We start from the raw sequence: 16093 nt of genomic DNA on the forward strand, positions 1-16093 counted from the left end.
CTGAAGCCATTCTTAGAGGGCATGGGAGACAAGCGCCAGCAGGCGTGGACGCGGGCGACCGGGGTGGCTATCCGCAGAGGAACCGGCCAGCCACGCAAGTTCCAAGCGCGAGGAAGCACTTAGCATGACATTCTTCTCCCGGCTCGTCGCGGCTGCAATTGCCCTGTCGCTCGGTGCCTGTGCGACGGTGCAGACCGCGGGGCCCTCGCAGCCGGCGGCAGCGCCAGTCCGTGCCGAGGTCGCGCAGCCGCAGATTTTCGTTGCGGCCGCCAACCCGCTGGCAACCGAAGCCGGCATGGCCGTCCTGCGCCGCGGCGGGAGCGCGGCCGACGCCGCGGTGGCGGTCCAGGCGATGCTTTCGCTGGTCGAGCCGCAAAGCTCGGGTGTCGGCGGCGGAGCCTTCCTGACCTGGTATGACGGCAAGTCGCGAAAGATCACCATCTACGACGGCCGCGAAGTGGCGCCTGCCGGCGCGAGCGAAGGGATGTTCCTGGCCGCCGACGGCAAGCCGATGCCGTTCGGCACGGCCGTCCTCAGCGGCCGCGCGACCGGCGTCCCTGGCGCGGTAGGCATGCTGGCGTTGGTCCAGCGCGAACATGGGGCGCTCGCATGGCGCGACCTGTTCGGCGATGCCGAGCGGACGGCCCGCGACGGATTCACCGTTACGCCCCGGCTCGCGCGGATGATCGGTGGCCGCTTCCCCCAGAATGCCGCTCCCGATGTCCGCGCCTATTTCACCAACGCGGATGGCAGCCGGAAGGCCACCGGCGACCGGCTGGTAAACCCGGCCTATGCCGAGTTTCTCGGCCGACTGGCGGCCCAGGGGCCCGACGCGCTCTACAAGGGGCCTACGGCCCAGCGGATCGTCGCGCGAACCCAGGCCGGACCCGATGGCGGATCGATGACCCTCGCCGATCTCGCTGCCTATCGCCCGGTCAAGCGCGAGCCGCTGTGCGGCCGCTACCGCGTCTATCTCGTCTGCACGCCGCCGCCGCCCGCCAGCGGCGTCGGCCTGCTTCAGCTGCTCGCGATCCTCGAACGGACCGACATCGCCGATCGCGGGCCGCAGGATGTCCAGGCCTGGTTCCTGTTCGCCGAGGCCAGCCGCCTGATGTATGCCGACCGCGACCTCTATGTCGGCGATCCCGCCTTCACCCAGGTTCCGGTCAAGGGGCTGCTCGATCCTGCTTATGTCGCGTCGCGCGCGAAGCTGATCGGGGACCGCGCCGGCGCGCCGCCGGTGGCTGGCACGCCCGCAGACGCGCCGCAGCTTGCCGCCGACCGCACGATGGAGCCGATGGGAACGTCGCACTTCATCGTCGGTGATGCGCAGGGCAATGTCGTGTCGATGACGACGACCGTCGAATCGATCTTCGGATCGGGCCGGATGGTCGACGGCTTCTTTCTCAACAACCAGATGACCGACTTCTCGCTCCAGCCGCGCGACGCGCAAGGGAGGCTGGTCGCCAATGCCCCGGCGCCCGGCAAGCGTCCTCGTTCGTCGATGACGCCGCTGATCTTCGTCGACGATCAGGGCAGGTTTGTCGGCGCGGCCGGATCGGCCGGCGGCAATGCGATCCTGGCCTATGTCGGCAAGACGATGGTCGGCGCGGTCGACTGGAAGCTGCCGATGCAGGACGCCATCGCGCTGCCGAACCTGATCGCGCGCGGTGCGACCTTCAACGGCGAAGTGACCAGATTCTCGCCCGAGTTGCTTCAGGCGCTGCTCGATCGGGGAATCCGTGTCGTGCCGGGGCAGGGCGAGGATTCGGGGCTGCAGGGCGTGATGATCCGCGATGGCCGGTTCGACGGCGGCTATGATCCGCGGCGCGAGGGGCGGGCGGTCGCCGAGCCTGCGCCGGCGCGCTGACCGCGCTCAGCCCAGCGCGCGGGCGAGCTCGCGGACCAGTCCAGGACCTTTGAACACCAGCGCGCTATACACTTGTACAAGACCGGCGCCGGCATCGATCCGGCGCTTTGCCTCATCGCCGCTGTCGATCCCGCCGGCGGAGATCAGCGGGAGCGCATCCCCGGCGATGTCGCGTGCTTCGATCAGCTTCGCCCGCGCCAGCTCGCGCAGCGGCGCGCCCGACAGGCCGCCGGCTTCGCCGGCCTGGGGCGAGCGGAGCGGGGGGCGGGAGATGGTGGTGTTGCTCACGATCAACGCGTCGATGTGGTTGTCGATCGCCGCGGCGATCGCGCCTGCCAGGCCCCGCCGGTCGAGGTCGGGCGCAACCTTCAGGAACAGCGGCCGGCGCGTGCCGTTGGGCAGGACGCGCGCCGCGTCGCTCGCCGCCAGCAGTTCGTCGAGGGCGGGACGCGACTGCAGGTCGCGCAGTCCCGGCGTATTGGGCGAGCTGACGTTGATCGTGATATAGTCAGCAAGCGGTGCCGCCTTGCCGACGCCCAGCGCATAATCGGCGACGCGATCGTCCGAATCCTTGTTGGCGCCGACATTGATGCCCAGCACCCCGCGGCGCGGGCCGAGCTTTGCGATCCGCGCCAGCGCGGCGTCGATCCCGCCATTGTTGAAGCCCATCCGGTTAATCACCGCCTCGTCGGCACTCAGGCGGAACAGGCGCGGCTTCGGATTGCCCGGCTGCGGCCTGGGGGTCAGCGATCCGACTTCGACAAAGCCGAAGCCAAGACCGAACAGGCCGGAAATCGCTTCGGCATCCTTGTCCATCCCGGCAGCGAGTCCGACTCGATTCGGAAAATTCAGCCCCGCAAAGCGCACTTGCGGCGATTCCTCCGTTTCGGACTTTAAATTCACATTCAGGGCACCAGCAACGCGAAGCGCGGCGATGCTGGCGCGATGCGCCCGTTCGGGGTCGAGCGCGAACAGGATCTTGTGTGGGTTGATGGCCATTGCGGCCGATCCTTTCGCATCCGTGCCGGCCCAGGTCAAAGCCCGCTTTCCAGCCGCTCGAATCTCCGACCCGCGGTCGAATGTCCAATTTGTCCAAGCCAGTACCGGGGAGTGTTGCGTACAGCCGGCTTGCGACCCGAGGGTCCCGCTAACGGGGGATCCTTTCTTCTAAGGCCCGGCCAGGCAACTGGCCGGGCCTCTTTTCATGTCCGTTGCTTCCCGCTACCCAAATTCCTGCGGATGGGCATATCCGCAGACAGGGGACATCATGCGGGTCGCAGCGCGCCCGGCCGGACAGATCGCGTCATGAGCGCGGCGCGGCCGGAGGTCGAATTCCATCAGCCGACAGGGGCGCTCATGCCCTTCGTCGAATCCTTCTACCTGTTCCGCTACGATGCGCTGAGCATCGACGGCGTGGAACGCGTCGATATGGGACAGATCCGCTTTGTCCTTGCGGGCACCGGGACGATGACCTTTCCCGACGGCCATTCGGAACCCTCACTGCCGGTCATGGTCAACGGGCCGGGCAGCGCTGCCTCATCCTATCATGTCGATGGGCCGTTCCATTGTTTCGGGATCTCGCTGCGCGCCATCGGATGGAAGTCGATCATCGGCCTGCCGGCGGACCAAGTGGCCGACCGGGTGCTCGACGGGCGTGAGATTCTGGGCCCGGAAGTCGACGCACTGCTCGAGCAAATACGCGCGATGACATCGCTCGACGAGATGATCGCCGCGGTAGAGCCGCTGCTGCTGGCCCGCCGCCGCAAGGTGCCGAAGGCGCATCTGGAACTCGCACGCGCGGTGCGTGAATGGGCGGCGAGCGGCGATCCCGAGATCGAGGCGTTCTACCAGGCCGTCCCGATGGGCAGGCGTCAGGCAACGCGACTGTGCAACGAGTATTTCGGCGGCCCGCCCAAGCATCTCGCGCGCAAGTTCCGTGCGATCCGCGCCGCGATGCGCATCTATCAGAAGGGCGATCCGGGCGAGACGGCGGACCTGTTCTATGACGAACCGCACATGATCAAGGAGATCAAGCACTTCACCGGGCATACCCCGACCTCGCTGCGCCAGCGGATCGACCCGGTGCTGGCGATCACGCTCGATAATGAAACCTTCCATTTCCTGCCCGATGTGATCCCGGAATCGGTTGACGTCGCGGGCTGAGACGCCCACATGGCCAATCGGAACGAAATTGTCCGATTGGAGCCGATGCGCCTTTCCAGCCTTGCAGACTATGCGGTCGTGATGATGTCCGCCGCGGCGCGCCACTGCGGCGCGAGCGGGCGGCTGAACGCGACTCTGCTCGCGGAGGAGACCGGCCTGCCGCTGCCTACCGTGCAGAAGCTGGTCAGTCGCCTGTCGTCGGCCGGCCTGATCGAGAGCGCGCGCGGCGCCGGCGGCGGTTTCCGACTGGCGCGGCCGCCCGCGGCGATCAGCCTGGCGGACATCGTCGAGGCGATCGAGGGCCCGATCGCGTTGACCGCCTGTGTCGATGCTGCGAAACATGACTGCTGCATCGACGAGAGCTGCCGGGTAAAGCCGCACTGGAACGTCGTGAACGGCGCGGTAAAGGGTGCGCTCGCCAGCGTCAGCCTGGCGATGCTGGCCTCGGGCCGGTCCGATCCTGCCCCGGCGGTCGCGATGCCAGCGGCACCCCTGATGATGAATACGGAGACGCTGTGATGGCGACGAAGAACGCCGAAGCGCTTGCGGCTGCGAACAAGAAATATGAATGGGGCTTTGCCTCGGACGTCGAGCAGGAGTTCGCGCCTAAGGGCCTGAGCGAAGAGACGGTCCGCTACATCTCCGCCAAGAAGAACGAGCCCGAATGGATGCTCGACTGGCGGCTGAAGGCATTCCGCCTGTGGCAGACGATGACGCCGCCCGACTGGGCGAAGCTGAACGTCCCGCCGATCGATTATCAGGACGCTTATTATTACGCCGAGCCGAAGAAGAAGCCGACGATCGCGTCGCTCGACGAGCTCGATCCCGAGATCCGGCGGACCTATGAGAAGCTGGGCATTCCGATCGAGGAGCAGAAGGTCCTGGCCGGCGTCGAGGGTGCGCGCAAGATCGCGGTCGATGCGGTGTTCGACAGCGTCTCGGTCGCGACCACCTTCCGCAACGAGCTGGAAGAGGCGGGCGTCATCTTTCGTTCGATCAGCGAGGCGATCCGCGAATATCCCGAGCTGGTGAAAAAGTGGCTCGGCAAGGTCGTGCCGCAGCATGACAATTATTTCGCCACGCTCAACTGCGCGGTCTTCAGCGACGGCACCTTCGTCTATGTCCCCGAAGGCGTGCGCTGCCCGATGGAGCTGAGCACCTATTTCCGCATCAATGCCGAGAATACCGGCCAGTTCGAGCGCACGCTGATCGTCGCCGACAAGGGCGCCTATGTGTCCTATCTCGAAGGCTGCACCGCGCCGATGCGCGACGAGAACCAGCTGCACGCCGCAGTGGTCGAACTCGTCGCGCTGGACGATGCCGAGATCAAATATTCGACCGTCCAGAACTGGTATCCCGGCGACGAGAACGGCAAGGGCGGCATCTATAATTTCGTCACCAAGCGCGCGCTGTGCCAAGGCAGGAATTCCAAGGTCAGCTGGACCCAGGTCGAGACCGGATCGGCGATCACCTGGAAATATCCCAGCTGCGTTCTGGCGGGCGAGAACAGCGTCGGCGAATTCTATTCGGTCGCGGTCACCAACAACCGCCAGCAGGCCGATACCGGCACGAAGATGATCCATCTCGGCAAGGGCAGCCGGTCGACGATCGTGTCGAAGGGCATTTCGGCCGGGCGCAGCGACAATACCTATCGCGGCATGGTCCGCGTCGGCCCCACCGCCGAGAATGTCCGCAACTTCACCCAGTGCGACAGCCTGTTGCTGGGCGACCAATGCGGCGCACACACCGTGCCCTATATCGAGGTCCGCAACCCGTCGGCGCAGATCGAGCATGAGGCGAGCACTTCGAAGATCAGCGAGGACCAGCTGTTCTACGCAATGCAGCGCGGGCTCGACCAGGAAGCGGCGGTCGCGCTGATCGTCAACGGCTTTGCCAAGGAAGTGCTACAGCAGCTGCCGATGGAATTTGCGGTCGAGGCGCAGAAGCTGCTGGGCATCAGCCTGGAGGGAAGCGTCGGGTGATCGGCTGGGCCCTGCTGCTGCTTGCGGCGCAGGACGCGCCGCCGTCCGCGGCTGCTGCCGCCGTGCCCGATCCGGAAGCGGATCAGGCCGAGGAGATCGTCGTGCGCGCCACCTATGGCCGGACGACGATGCTGTTCGACAAGGGTCGCGACGGGAAGCTGTATAATTGCCGGATCATGGTCTCCAGCGGCAGCCAGCGGCGCGACACCGACGCATGCAAGGCGACGCCGGTGTGTTTCGAGAAGACCCGGGACGAAGTGACCGAGTGTGTCGAGCTGACCGCGGTCCAGCCGGCGCTGCTCGATCCGACGCCGCCCGCCAAGGACCCCGCATCGATCGTGTTCGACGTGACCCAGCCGCTGCAGCCCAAGACGCAGATCGCGCCGGTCGCGATCGGCCCGAGCGAAACCGGCGGCGAGGATCGCGAGACCGAGCGCCAGCGCGTCAAGCTGGGTCCGGTGCCCAAGGCGCCGACCGACGGTCCGGTGATCCGCTTTTCCAATGGATCCGAACCTGGTCGCGAGGATCGGAAATGAGGACCGCCAACCGTGGCATTGCCGCGTCGGTGCTGACGGTAACGATTGCGGGGTGCACCGGCGAGCCGGCGCCGGAGGTCTACACCTATCACGACGTTAGCGCGTATGTCGGATGCACGGATCGCGCGCGCTCGGGTAGGGATCCTGCGACGGTGAGCGCAGCGCAGGCATCGAGTATCGTCGATCAGTGTGAGGCGCACCTCAACCGAGCCGCACAAGCGCTTACCGCGCGCTACGAATTTGAAGGTGGCGAAGCCTCGCGCTCAATTCACCCCGATTTCCCCTCGACTCAATATTATCGGGTGAAGCGCAAGTCGCTTCGGGATGTCGCCATGTGCGCAACTTCTGTCGAAGTCCGAAAATCTCTTTGCGGAACAACTGATTAATGCTGAAAATCGAAAATCTCCACGCCGAAATCGACGGCAAGCCGATCCTCAAGGGGCTGACCCTGTCGGTCGATGCCGGTCAGGTCCATGCGATCATGGGACCCAATGGTGCGGGCAAGTCGACGCTCGGCTATGTGCTGGGCGGACGTCCCGGCTATGAGGTGACCGAAGGCTCGGTCACCTTCGACGGCCAGGACCTGCTCGAACTGGCGCCGCACGAGCGCGCTGCGATCGGCATGTTCCTGGGCTTCCAGTATCCGGTCGAGATCCCCGGCATCTCCAACGTCCAGTTCCTGCGCGAGGCGCTCAACTCGCAACGCCGCGCCCGTGACGAAGCGCCGCTGTCGGGCGGCGAGTTCCTGAAGCTGGCCCGCGCCCAGGCCGAGGCGCTTGGCATGAGCATGGATATGCTCAAGCGCCCGGTGAATGTCGGCTTTTCGGGCGGCGAGAAGAAGCGCAACGAGATGGTCCAGATGGGCATCATCGGCCCGAAATTCGCGGTCCTCGACGAAACCGATTCCGGCCTGGACATCGATGCGCTGAAGGCGGTGGGCGAGGGGATCAACCGGATCATGCGCGCGCCCGACAAGGCGGTGCTGCTGATCACCCATTATCAGCGGCTGCTCGACTATGTGAAGCCCGACGTCGTCCATGTGCTGGCCGACGGCCGGATCGTGAAGACCGGCGGTCCCGAACTGGCGCACGAACTCGAAGCCGAAGGCTATGGAGCGATCGCCGCGTGACGCCTGCGCTCGAACTTCCGACTCCGCGCATGGAGGCCTGGCGCTGGGCCGACATGGAGACGCTGCGCGCCGCCGCCGGCTCCGCGCCCCGGGTGTCCGGAATCAACCCCGCGTCGCTGTTCCTCGACATTGACGGGCCGCGCCTGGTGTTCGTCGATGGCGCGTTCGAGCCGGCGCACAGCATGCCCGGCAAGGTCCAGGTCGCACGGATCGAGTCCTCGACCACGCACCCGCTCGGCGGGCTCGCCGCGGGTGAAGGCTGGGCGCTGTCGCTCGACCGCGAGGAAGCGGTATCGACCGTCCAGATCGTCCATCTCGGCAGCGGCGGGGCGAACCATGTCCCCGCACGCATCATGCTCGGCGAGGATGCGGTTGCGTCGGTAGTCGAGACCTATGCCGGGTCCGGCTGGGCCAATCGACTGGCCGGCATGACGCTCGCCCGCGGCGCACGGCTGATGCGCGCGGTCCGGCTGCTGCAGGATGACGGCTTCGTCTCGATCCGCGACGAGGCGGAAATCGGCGAGGCGGCCAGCCTCGTTTCGATCTTCCTCGGCGCCGGCGGGATGGGCAGCCGGATCGACGGCGCGCTGAACGTCGTCGGCAAGGGCGGCTTTGCCGAGATGGGCGGCGCCTTGCTCACCAGTGGCGCCCAGCGTCAGGAGGCCGCGGTCGCGGTGCGCCATGATGCGCTCGACGGTACCAGCCGCCAGATCTGGCGCGCGGTCGCCGCCGACCAGTCGGTCGTCAGCCTGGCGGCCCGTGCCGAAGTGGCGCGCGGCGCGCAGAAGACCGACGGCGAACAGTCGCTGCGCGGCCTGTTGTTGAAGCGTACCGCCACGGTCAACCTGAAGCCCGAACTGGAGATTTTCGCCGACGACGTGAAATGCGCGCACGGCGCCACGGTTGGCGAACTCGATGCCCGCGCGATGTTCTACCTCCAGAGCCGCGGTCTGCCCGAGCCGCGCGCCAAGGCGCTGCTGACGCACGCCTTCGTCGCCGACGCGATCGACCGTATCGGCCAGGACGCGGTGCGCGACGCCTTCGCCGCGGACGCCGAGCGCTGGCTGGAGGCTGCGCTGTGAACGTCACCACCGAAACCCGCCCGCTCGACCTGCTCGCCGACTTTCCGGCGATCCCCGAGGGCTGGGCCTATCTCGACACCGCCGCCACCGCGCAGAAGCCGCGGCCGGTGATCGACGCGATCCATCGCGGCTATGCCGAGACCTATGCCACGGTCCATCGCGGCGTCTATCAGCGCTCGGCCGACATGACCTATGCGTTCGAGGCGGCGCGTGAGCGGGTGGCGCGTTTCATCGGCGGCAAGTCGCAGGAGATCGTGTTCGTCCGCGGCGCGACCGAGGGGATCAACGTCGTGGCGCAATGCTGGGCCGGGACGCACCTCAAGGCCGGCGACCGCATCCTGCTGTCGATGCTCGAGCATCATTCGAACATCGTGCCATGGCAGATGGTCGCCGAGCGTGTCGGCGCCGAGATCGATGTGGTGCCGATGACCCCGGATCACCGGATCGACCTCCACGCAATGGAAGCGATGCTGACCGATCGGCACAAGCTGGTGGCGCTGGCCCATGTCTCGAACGTGCTCGGCTCGACGCTCGACGCGCGGCGCGCGGCCGAACTCGCCCACGCGGTCGGCGCGAAGCTGCTGCTCGACGGCTGCCAGGCGGTGCCGCGAATGACGGTCGATGTCGGCGCGCTGGGCTGCGACTTCTACGTTTTCTCGGGGCACAAGCTCTACGGCCCGACCGGCATCGGCGTGCTGTGGGGCCGCTACGACCTGCTCGATTCGATGCCGCCCTATCAGGGCGGCGGATCGATGATCGACCGAGTGACCTTTGCGAAGACGACCTATGCACCTCCGCCGGGGCGGTTCGAAGCGGGGACGCCGCACATCGTCGGCGTGCTCGGCCTGCATGCCGCGATTGATTATGTCGACGGGATCGGGCTCGATCGAATCCATGCGCATGAGCTGGCGCTGGTGCGCGAGGCGCGGAGTGCGCTGGCGGCGATCAACAGCGTGCGGTTGTTCGGCCCCGAGGACAGCGCGGGAATCGTCTCCTTCGCGGTGGAGGGGGTGCATCCGCACGATGTCGCCACCATCTTGGACGAAGGCCAGGTGGCGATCCGCGCGGGCCATCATTGCGCGCAGCCGCTGATGGACCAACTGGGCGTGCCCGCCACGGCGCGGGCCAGCTTCGCGGTCTATAACGGGCTCAGGGATATCGAGGCGCTGGTGAAGGGCGTCGAACGGGTGACGAGGATTTTCGGGTGAACGAGCAATCGAAGTTCGAGGTCGAGCAGGTCGACAGCGTCGCGGCGCCGCCCAAGGCGCGGGTCGAGGACGGCGCGACCGGCGAGGGCGTCCGCGAGACGTTCGAGCGCAAGCGCGACTATCTCGACGGCTTCCTGGCGCAAAAGCCCCAGCCGCTGTCGGGCGGTGAGCCGGGCGGCGCGCTGTACGAGGCGATCATCGATGCGCTGAAGGAAATCTACGATCCGGAAATCCCGGTGAACATCTATGATCTCGGCCTGATCTACGGTGTCGAGGTGACCGAGGACGGCCATGCGGCGGTGACGATGACGCTCACCACTCCGCATTGTCCGGTTGCCGAATCGATGCCGGGCGAGGTCGAGCTGCGCGTCGGATCGGTGCCGGGCGTCGGCCATGCCGAGGTCAGCCTGGTCTGGGATCCGCCCTGGGACCCGCAGAAGATGAGTGACGAGGCCAAGCTCGAGCTTGGCATGCTGTGATCAATTCCCTTCCGAATTTGGGGAGGGGAGGAGTTGAATGATGACCGAGACCAAGCTTCGCGCCCGCCCTGCGGCGCTCACCCTGACCGGGCGCGCCGAGCAGCGGATCGCCGACCTGATGGCCAAGGCGCCGGACGGGACGGTCGGGGTCAAGCTGTCGACCCCGCGCCGCGGTTGTTCGGGGCTGGCCTATTCGGTCGATTACGTGACCGAGGCCAAACCGTTCGACGAACGGATCGAGACCCCGGGCGGCACCTTCTTCGTCGACGGCGCGTCGGTGCTGTACCTGATCGGATCGACGATGGACTGGGTCGAGGACGATTTCACTGCCGGCTTCGTCTTCCAGAATCCCAATGCCAAGGGATCCTGCGGCTGCGGCGAGAGCTTTACCGTCTGAACGGCCGGGCGTATCCGGCCGCTCCGACCGATCGTTCAGGAGCGCCGCATGCCCTATCCCCAGCCCTATGTCGCCGATGCCCAGCGTTATGACGGGCGCATGCCCTATCGCCGCTGCGGCCGATCGGGCCTCGACCTGCCGGCGATCAGCCTTGGCCTGTGGCAGAATTTCGGCGGCGCGGACGTGTTCGAGACCGGTCGTGCGATGCTGCGCCGAGCCTTCGACCGCGGCGTCACCCATTTCGATCTCGCGAACAATTACGGTCCGCCCTACGGATCGGCGGAAGAAAATTTCGGCCGCGTCCTGGCGAGCGACTTCGCCACCCACCGCGACGAACTGGTCATCTCGACCAAGGCCGGCTGGGACATGTGGCCGGGGCCGTACGGCGATGTCGGAGGCTCGCGCAAATATCTGATCGCGTCGTGCGACCAGAGCCTGAAGCGGATGGGGCTCGATTATGTCGACATCTTCTATTCGCACCGCGTCGATCCGAAGACGCCGCTGGAAGAAACGATGGGCGCGCTGGCCCATCTCCACCGTCAGGGCAAGGCGCTGTATGTCGGCATCTCCAGCTACTCCGCCGAACTGACTCGCCGTGCCGCGGCGATCCTTGCCGAGCACAAGGTGCCGCTGCTGATCCACCAGCCGAGCTACTCGATGCTCAATCGCTGGATCGAGGAGAGTCTGCTCGACACGCTGGACGACCTCGGCACCGGCTGCATCGCCTTCTCCGCGCTGGCGCAGGGCATGCTCAGCTCGAAATATCTGAACGGTGTCCCCGCCGACGCCCGCGCCGCCAAGGGCGGTTCGCTTGGCCAGCGGTTGCTCACCGAGGACAATCTGTCGCGCATCCGCGAGCTCGACCGGATCGCCCAGGCGCGCGGCCAGACGCTGGCGCAGATGGCGATCGCCTGGGTGCTGCGCGACCCGCGCGTGACCTCGGCGCTGATCGGCGCGCGCACGGTCGAGCAGCTCGACGATTCGCTCGATGCGGTGAACAATCTGGACTTCTCGGCTGAAGAGCTTGCCTCGATCGATCGCTTCGCGACCGAGGGCGGGATCGACCTGTGGAAAGTGTCCTCGGAACTGGGCGAGGCGTCATGAGCGTCGCCTTCCGCCGCGAAAGCGACGAGGAGCATCTCGAGCCCAAGTTCGAACTGCCGCTGCCCGCGGGGCCGAACCTGGTCACCGAGCGCGGACCGGCGCTGATCGCGGCGAAGGTCACCGAACTCGAGGCGGCGATCGCAGCCGAACCGGACGAGGAGGCGCGCAAGGTTGTGAAGCGCGAACTGCGCTATTGGCATACCCGCGCCGCCACCGCCGAGGTGGTCGCTCCGCCCGAGGACGATGTCGTCGGCATCGGCTCACGCGTCCGCATCCGGCTGGCGGGAAAGGAACGGGTGATCGACGTGGTCGGCCATGACGAAGCCGATCCTGCCGCCGACCGCGTCGCCTTCCAGGCCCCGCTCGCCCGTGCGTTGATCGGGGCGGAGGTGGGCGAGAAGGTCGACTTCAACGGCAAGGCCGAGGCTATCGAGATTCTGGAGACGACGCCGATTCCTTGAAGGCAAGGGCCTCTGTCAGCTTCGGTTGAACAGCCCGCGCAGCCAGGGCGATGGCCCCTTGGTCGCCTGCCGCCAGTCGTCGAGACTGTCCGGTTCCGGCGTATAGCCCGAAGGGTTGAACAGCTTCACCTTGCCCGTCTTGAACGCCGCCGTCTTGCGCGTCACCAATGTCAGACCCTGCTCCAGCGCCGTCGCCGCGAGCAATGCATCGCGCATATCGGCATAGCCCAGCCGCGCGGCACGCCGCATGAGTGCGGCATCCAAAGCCAAAACCCGGCCTTCGAACGCGCGCGCCACCGGCCCCTCGATCCAGTCGCGCAGCGCGGCCGCGGCCGCCTTGTCGCGGCCGGCTGCCAGCCGGGTCGCCCCGGTTTCCAGTTCGAGCAGGCTGAGTGCCGACAGGAACAGGCTCTGCCGCGGCACTCCGCCGGCCCAGGCGCTCAGCTTCGCATCCGCACCACTGGTCTTCGCGCCCCGCAACTCAAGCACGATCGGGGTATCGAGCAGATACATTTCAGCGCCGGTCCCAGGCTTCGGCCGTGCGCAGCGCTGCGGGATCGAGATCGATCGGGTCGGGCGCGGCGAGCAGGTCCACGATCGTCTCGTTCTTGCTGGTCAGCTGGCGGAAGGTCTCGATGCTCATCAGCACATGGGTCGGGCGTCCGCGATCGGTCACGAACACCGGTTCAAGCTTGGCGAGTCGCTTCGCCTGGCTGACATCCTGATTGAATTCGCGGCTGCTCACGACCTTCATCGGTGCCACCTGCCCCATCGTTTGACCACGCTGTCATGTAGGTACGTACCTAGCTTGTTGTGCCCACGCAACACAATCGACCGCGAACCGGGAAATCGACCGGTCCGGTGCATTTTCCGCATTGCGTCGGCACCCCGCTTTGCGCTCCCTCATGGTGCCTGGCGCGGAAAATCGTCCCGCGACAAGGCGATGGGGGAGGTGAGATCGATGCTGAGCGACTTGTGGAATGATGCCGTTCGGGCGCTGGGGGACGTATTGTCGCCCCATGGTCCGGCAGTGAATGCGGTCAAGAGCTACGCGCCGTCGGACTACAGCATCCACTTCTTCCTTCAGCTGGCGGTGATCATCCTGGTGTGCCGGGTCGTCGGCTGGCTCGGCAAGAAATTCCTTGGGCAGCCCCAGGTGGTGGGGGAGATGATCGCCGGCGTCGTGCTGGGGCCGTCGCTGTTTGGCCTGCTCTTTCCCGATCTGCAGCTCGCGATCTTCCCCAAGGAAACGCGCAATGTCCTCTATGTCGGGGCCCAGCTCGGTGTGGGCCTCTACATGTTCATGGTCGGGCTGACGCTGAGGCTCGACCATTTCCAGTCCAAGGCGAAGAGCGCCGCCAGCGTTTCGGCGGCCGGCATCGTCGTTCCCTTCCTCCTTGCCGCGCTGGTCGCGCCGATGCTGATGGGCGTGCCGGGCCTGTTCGCGCCGGGTATCTCGCAGGGCAATGCGACCTTGTTCCTGGGCGCCTGCATCGCGCTGACCGCCTTCCCGATGCTCGCCCGCATCATCAACGAGCGTGGCCTGGCCAATTCGTCGCTCGGCACGCTGTCGCTGACCGCCGGCGCGTTCGATGATGCCACCTCCTGGTGCGTGCTGGCGATCGTGCTTGCGACCTTCGGCGGCGGGCCGGGCCTGGCGGTCATCGCGATCGGCGGTGCGGTGCTCTACACCGGCTTCATGCTGCTCTATGGTCGCCGCCTGCTGGCGCCGCTCGGCCGCATGGTCGAGGAAAAGGGCGAGATGAGCACCCAGATGCTCGCCATCGTCATGATGCTGTTCTGCGCATCCTGCTTCGTGATGGATGCGATCGGCATCCATGCGATCTTTGGCGGCTTCCTGCTTGGCGCCTGCATGCCGCGCGGCCTGTTCGTCGAGGAGCTGAAGCGCAAGGTCGAGCCGCTGGCGGTCGTCCTGCTGCTGCCGATGTTCTTCACCTATTCGGGCCTCAACACACGGATGGATATGGTCAACTCGGTCGAGCTGCTGCTGATCGCGCTGGGCATCCTCGCCGTCTCGGTGCTGGCCAAGTTCGGGGCCTGCTATGCCGCTGCCCGGCTGTCGGGCGAGGATAATCGCACCGCGCTCGGCATCGGCGCGCTGATGAACTCGCGCGGCCTGATGGAACTGATCATCATCAATATCGGCCTGCAAAAGGGAATCATCGGCCCGACTTTGTTCTCGATCCTGGTGCTGATGGCGATCGTCACCACGGTGATGGCGACCCCGGTGTTCGAGCTCGTCTATGGCCGCAAAGCGCGTGAGAGCGGCGAGCTCGACGCGCTGCCGCAGGATAGCGAACGCCGCCCGCTGGCCCGCGCCGCCTGACCTTCCTCCCTGGACCGGCTCGCCGCGCGAACGGCGAGCCGGACTTTTTTTCGGGAAACCAACCATGAAGATGCTGGCGGTGCTGCCGGCGGTGCTGAGCTGCGGCACCGCCTGGGCTCAGCATGTCTCGATCAAACCCAATGTCGATCTTCGCCTGCGCTACGAACATGTCGACCAGGACGGGCTGCCGCGCGAGGCCGATGCCCTGACCCTGCGCGCGCGGCTTGGCGTCACCGCCGCGCGCGGCCCCTGGTCGGCGCTGGTCGAGGGCGAGGCGGTGCTCGCGCTGATCGACCGTTATAATGACGGGCTCAATGGCCGAACCGCCTATCCGGTGGTGGCCGATCCGGGCAATCTCGAACTCAATCGCGCGCAGCTCCGCTATGCCGACAAGGGCGGGCTGGCCATGACGCTGGGTCGCCAGCGGATCGAACTGGCCGACCAGCGCTTCGTCGGCTCGGCGCCCTGGCGACAGAGCGAGCAGACCTTCGATGCGGTGCGGGTCCAATATGGCAAGCCGAAAGGGCTGCAGCTCGATCTCACCTATGCCGGCAGCGTGCGCACGCCGAACGGCCGCCAGGGGTTCGGCGCACGGCCGGCATCGGTCGATGGCGACAATGTCTTCGCGCTTGTCGGCTACGCCCTGAAGCCCGGCACGCTCACCGCCTTCGCCTATCTGGTCGATCAGGACATGCCCGCGCTTCAGGGCTATCGCCTGTCCAGCCAGACCTATGGCCTGCGCTTCGCCGGTTCGACCCCGATCGGCAAGGACATGAAGCTCGGCTATACCGCCAGCTGGGCACGGCAGAGCGACTGGCACCACAACCCCAACGACTATGCGGCAAGCTATGCGCTGGGCGAGGCGACGCTGGCTGGCGGCGGGTTCAACGCCGTGGCGGGCTATGAAGTGCTGGGCGCGGACAAGGGTGCGGCGCTCACCAGCGTCCAGACGCCATTGTCCTCGCTGTTCAAATGGAATGGCTGGGCCGGCAAGTTCGCCACGACCCCGCCGGATGGCCTGCGCGATGCCTATGCGACGCTTGGTCATGGCTGGAAGGGGGCGGGGCCTTTCGACCAGCTGAGCCTGACCGCAACCCTGCACCGGTTCGACAGCGACCGCATGGCGCGCCACTATGGCGACGAACTCGACCTGCTGATCAGCGCCCGGCGCGGCAAGGCAACCGTCTCGGCCCGCCTCGCCCATTACCAGGCGGACAGATGGGCGACCGATACCGACAAATTCTGGCTCCAGTTCGACTGGAGCTATTGAACTACTCGCTCGCCTGTCACGAAGGCGTCGCCAACGCCCCGCAACTACGTGCCGTGCAACAGGCG

Annotated in this window: 18 protein-coding genes; 15 read left to right on the forward strand and 3 right to left on the reverse strand. The window is 66.5% G+C overall.

Going from position 1 to position 16093, the window contains the following annotated elements; genetic code table 11:
- Positions 1–124 precede the first annotated feature (124 nt).
- Entirely contained in the window at positions 125–1870 is a 1746-nt protein-coding gene (gene ggt / locus ACZ1H8_RS11290) for a gamma-glutamyltransferase (RefSeq protein WP_465177292.1), read from the forward strand.
- A 6-nt stretch (positions 1871–1876) separates the two neighbouring features.
- Here ggt and ACZ1H8_RS11295 read toward each other — a convergent pair whose 3' ends face one another.
- Positions 1877–2869 (reverse strand): quinone-dependent dihydroorotate dehydrogenase, encoded by a 993-nt coding sequence (locus ACZ1H8_RS11295; RefSeq protein WP_465177293.1) that lies wholly within the window; start codon positions 2867–2869, stop codon positions 1877–1879.
- Between the two features lie 357 nt (positions 2870–3226).
- Between ACZ1H8_RS11295 and ACZ1H8_RS11300 the strand changes: the two genes are divergently transcribed.
- The 12 genes from ACZ1H8_RS11300 to ACZ1H8_RS11355 are packed head-to-tail and all read left to right on the forward strand — an operon-like array spanning position 3227 to position 12411.
- Positions 3227–4033 (forward strand): helix-turn-helix domain-containing protein, encoded by an 807-nt coding sequence (locus ACZ1H8_RS11300; RefSeq protein ID WP_465177294.1) that lies wholly within the window; start codon positions 3227–3229, stop codon positions 4031–4033.
- Between the two features lie 45 nt (positions 4034–4078).
- On the forward strand, positions 4079–4552 hold the full coding sequence (locus ACZ1H8_RS11305; protein WP_465177295.1) for an SUF system Fe-S cluster assembly regulator: 474 nt from the start codon (positions 4079–4081) through the stop codon (positions 4550–4552).
- Positions 4552–6015 (forward strand): Fe-S cluster assembly protein SufB, encoded by a 1464-nt coding sequence (gene sufB / locus ACZ1H8_RS11310; RefSeq protein WP_465177296.1) that lies wholly within the window; start codon positions 4552–4554, stop codon positions 6013–6015. The genes ACZ1H8_RS11305 and sufB overlap by 1 nt, the downstream gene beginning before the upstream one ends.
- Positions 6012–6551: a hypothetical protein gene (locus tag ACZ1H8_RS11315; protein WP_465177297.1), complete on the forward strand. Its 540-nt coding sequence runs from the start codon at positions 6012–6014 to the stop codon at positions 6549–6551. The genes sufB and ACZ1H8_RS11315 overlap by 4 nt, the downstream gene beginning before the upstream one ends.
- Positions 6548–6937, forward strand: a complete 390-nt coding sequence (locus ACZ1H8_RS11320) for a hypothetical protein (RefSeq protein ID WP_465177298.1) — start codon at positions 6548–6550, stop codon at positions 6935–6937. The genes ACZ1H8_RS11315 and ACZ1H8_RS11320 overlap by 4 nt, the downstream gene beginning before the upstream one ends.
- Entirely contained in the window at positions 6937–7680 is a 744-nt protein-coding gene (gene sufC / locus ACZ1H8_RS11325; protein WP_465177299.1) for a Fe-S cluster assembly ATPase SufC, read from the forward strand. Before ACZ1H8_RS11320 ends, sufC begins: the two co-directional genes overlap by 1 nt.
- On the forward strand, positions 7677–8762 hold the full coding sequence (locus ACZ1H8_RS11330) for a SufD family Fe-S cluster assembly protein (protein WP_465177300.1): 1086 nt from the start codon (positions 7677–7679) through the stop codon (positions 8760–8762). Before sufC ends, ACZ1H8_RS11330 begins: the two co-directional genes overlap by 4 nt.
- Positions 8759–9970 carry a cysteine desulfurase gene (locus ACZ1H8_RS11335; protein ID WP_465177301.1) on the forward strand — a complete coding sequence of 404 codons (1212 nt, stop codon included), beginning with the start codon at positions 8759–8761 and terminating at the stop codon, positions 9968–9970. The genes ACZ1H8_RS11330 and ACZ1H8_RS11335 overlap by 4 nt, the downstream gene beginning before the upstream one ends.
- Positions 9967–10449, forward strand: a complete 483-nt coding sequence (locus tag ACZ1H8_RS11340; RefSeq protein WP_465177302.1) for an SUF system Fe-S cluster assembly protein — start codon at positions 9967–9969, stop codon at positions 10447–10449. The genes ACZ1H8_RS11335 and ACZ1H8_RS11340 overlap by 4 nt, the downstream gene beginning before the upstream one ends.
- A 37-nt stretch (positions 10450–10486) precedes the next feature.
- Positions 10487–10846: a HesB/IscA family protein gene (locus ACZ1H8_RS11345; protein ID WP_465177303.1), complete on the forward strand. Its 360-nt coding sequence runs from the start codon at positions 10487–10489 to the stop codon at positions 10844–10846.
- Between the two features lie 48 nt (positions 10847–10894).
- Positions 10895–11950 carry an L-glyceraldehyde 3-phosphate reductase gene (mgrA, locus tag ACZ1H8_RS11350; protein ID WP_465177304.1) on the forward strand — a complete coding sequence of 352 codons (1056 nt, stop codon included), beginning with the start codon at positions 10895–10897 and terminating at the stop codon, positions 11948–11950.
- Positions 11947–12411: a GreA/GreB family elongation factor gene (locus ACZ1H8_RS11355; protein ID WP_465177305.1), complete on the forward strand. Its 465-nt coding sequence runs from the start codon at positions 11947–11949 to the stop codon at positions 12409–12411. Before mgrA ends, ACZ1H8_RS11355 begins: the two co-directional genes overlap by 4 nt.
- A 15-nt stretch (positions 12412–12426) precedes the next feature.
- Here the strand turns inward: ACZ1H8_RS11355 and ACZ1H8_RS11360 are convergent, their stop codons facing one another.
- Positions 12427–12924, reverse strand: a complete 498-nt coding sequence (locus ACZ1H8_RS11360) for a PIN domain-containing protein (RefSeq protein ID WP_465177306.1) — start codon at positions 12922–12924, stop codon at positions 12427–12429.
- A gap of 1 nt (position 12925) precedes the next feature.
- Positions 12926–13165 (reverse strand): type II toxin-antitoxin system Phd/YefM family antitoxin, encoded by a 240-nt coding sequence (locus ACZ1H8_RS11365; protein ID WP_465177307.1) that lies wholly within the window; start codon positions 13163–13165, stop codon positions 12926–12928.
- A 207-nt stretch (positions 13166–13372) separates the two neighbouring features.
- Here ACZ1H8_RS11365 and ACZ1H8_RS11370 point away from each other — a divergent pair, with 207 nt between their 5' ends.
- Positions 13373–14758: a cation:proton antiporter gene (locus tag ACZ1H8_RS11370; RefSeq protein ID WP_465177308.1), complete on the forward strand. Its 1386-nt coding sequence runs from the start codon at positions 13373–13375 to the stop codon at positions 14756–14758.
- Between the two features lie 64 nt (positions 14759–14822).
- Positions 14823–16028 carry an alginate export family protein gene (locus tag ACZ1H8_RS11375; RefSeq protein WP_465177309.1) on the forward strand — a complete coding sequence of 402 codons (1206 nt, stop codon included), beginning with the start codon at positions 14823–14825 and terminating at the stop codon, positions 16026–16028.
- Positions 16029–16093: the final 65 nt, after the last annotated feature.

The sequence above is a fragment of the Sphingomonas sp. BL-S-25 genome, from assembly GCF_055521555.1.

Coding starts and splice junctions, on each gene's coding strand:
- sufB (WP_465177296.1), top strand. CDS start 4,552: ATGGCGACGAAGAACGCCGAAGCGCTTGCGGCTGCGAACAAGAAATAT.
- ACZ1H8_RS11360 (WP_465177306.1), bottom strand. CDS start 12,924: ATGTATCTGCTCGATACCCCGATCGTGCTTGAGTTGCGGGGCGCGAAG.
- ACZ1H8_RS11375 (WP_465177309.1), top strand. CDS start 14,823: ATGAAGATGCTGGCGGTGCTGCCGGCGGTGCTGAGCTGCGGCACCGCC.
- ACZ1H8_RS11345 (WP_465177303.1), top strand. CDS start 10,487: ATGATGACCGAGACCAAGCTTCGCGCCCGCCCTGCGGCGCTCACCCTG.
- ggt (WP_465177292.1), top strand. CDS start 125: ATGACATTCTTCTCCCGGCTCGTCGCGGCTGCAATTGCCCTGTCGCTC.
- ACZ1H8_RS11295 (WP_465177293.1), bottom strand. CDS start 2,869: ATGGCCATCAACCCACACAAGATCCTGTTCGCGCTCGACCCCGAACGG.
- ACZ1H8_RS11365 (WP_465177307.1), bottom strand. CDS start 13,165: ATGAAGGTCGTGAGCAGCCGCGAATTCAATCAGGATGTCAGCCAGGCG.
- ACZ1H8_RS11370 (WP_465177308.1), top strand. CDS start 13,373: ATGCTGAGCGACTTGTGGAATGATGCCGTTCGGGCGCTGGGGGACGTA.
- sufC (WP_465177299.1), top strand. CDS start 6,937: ATGCTGAAAATCGAAAATCTCCACGCCGAAATCGACGGCAAGCCGATC.
- ACZ1H8_RS11320 (WP_465177298.1), top strand. CDS start 6,548: ATGAGGACCGCCAACCGTGGCATTGCCGCGTCGGTGCTGACGGTAACG.
- ACZ1H8_RS11300 (WP_465177294.1), top strand. CDS start 3,227: ATGCCCTTCGTCGAATCCTTCTACCTGTTCCGCTACGATGCGCTGAGC.
- ACZ1H8_RS11305 (WP_465177295.1), top strand. CDS start 4,079: ATGCGCCTTTCCAGCCTTGCAGACTATGCGGTCGTGATGATGTCCGCC.
- mgrA (WP_465177304.1), top strand. CDS start 10,895: ATGCCCTATCCCCAGCCCTATGTCGCCGATGCCCAGCGTTATGACGGG.
- ACZ1H8_RS11355 (WP_465177305.1), top strand. CDS start 11,947: ATGAGCGTCGCCTTCCGCCGCGAAAGCGACGAGGAGCATCTCGAGCCC.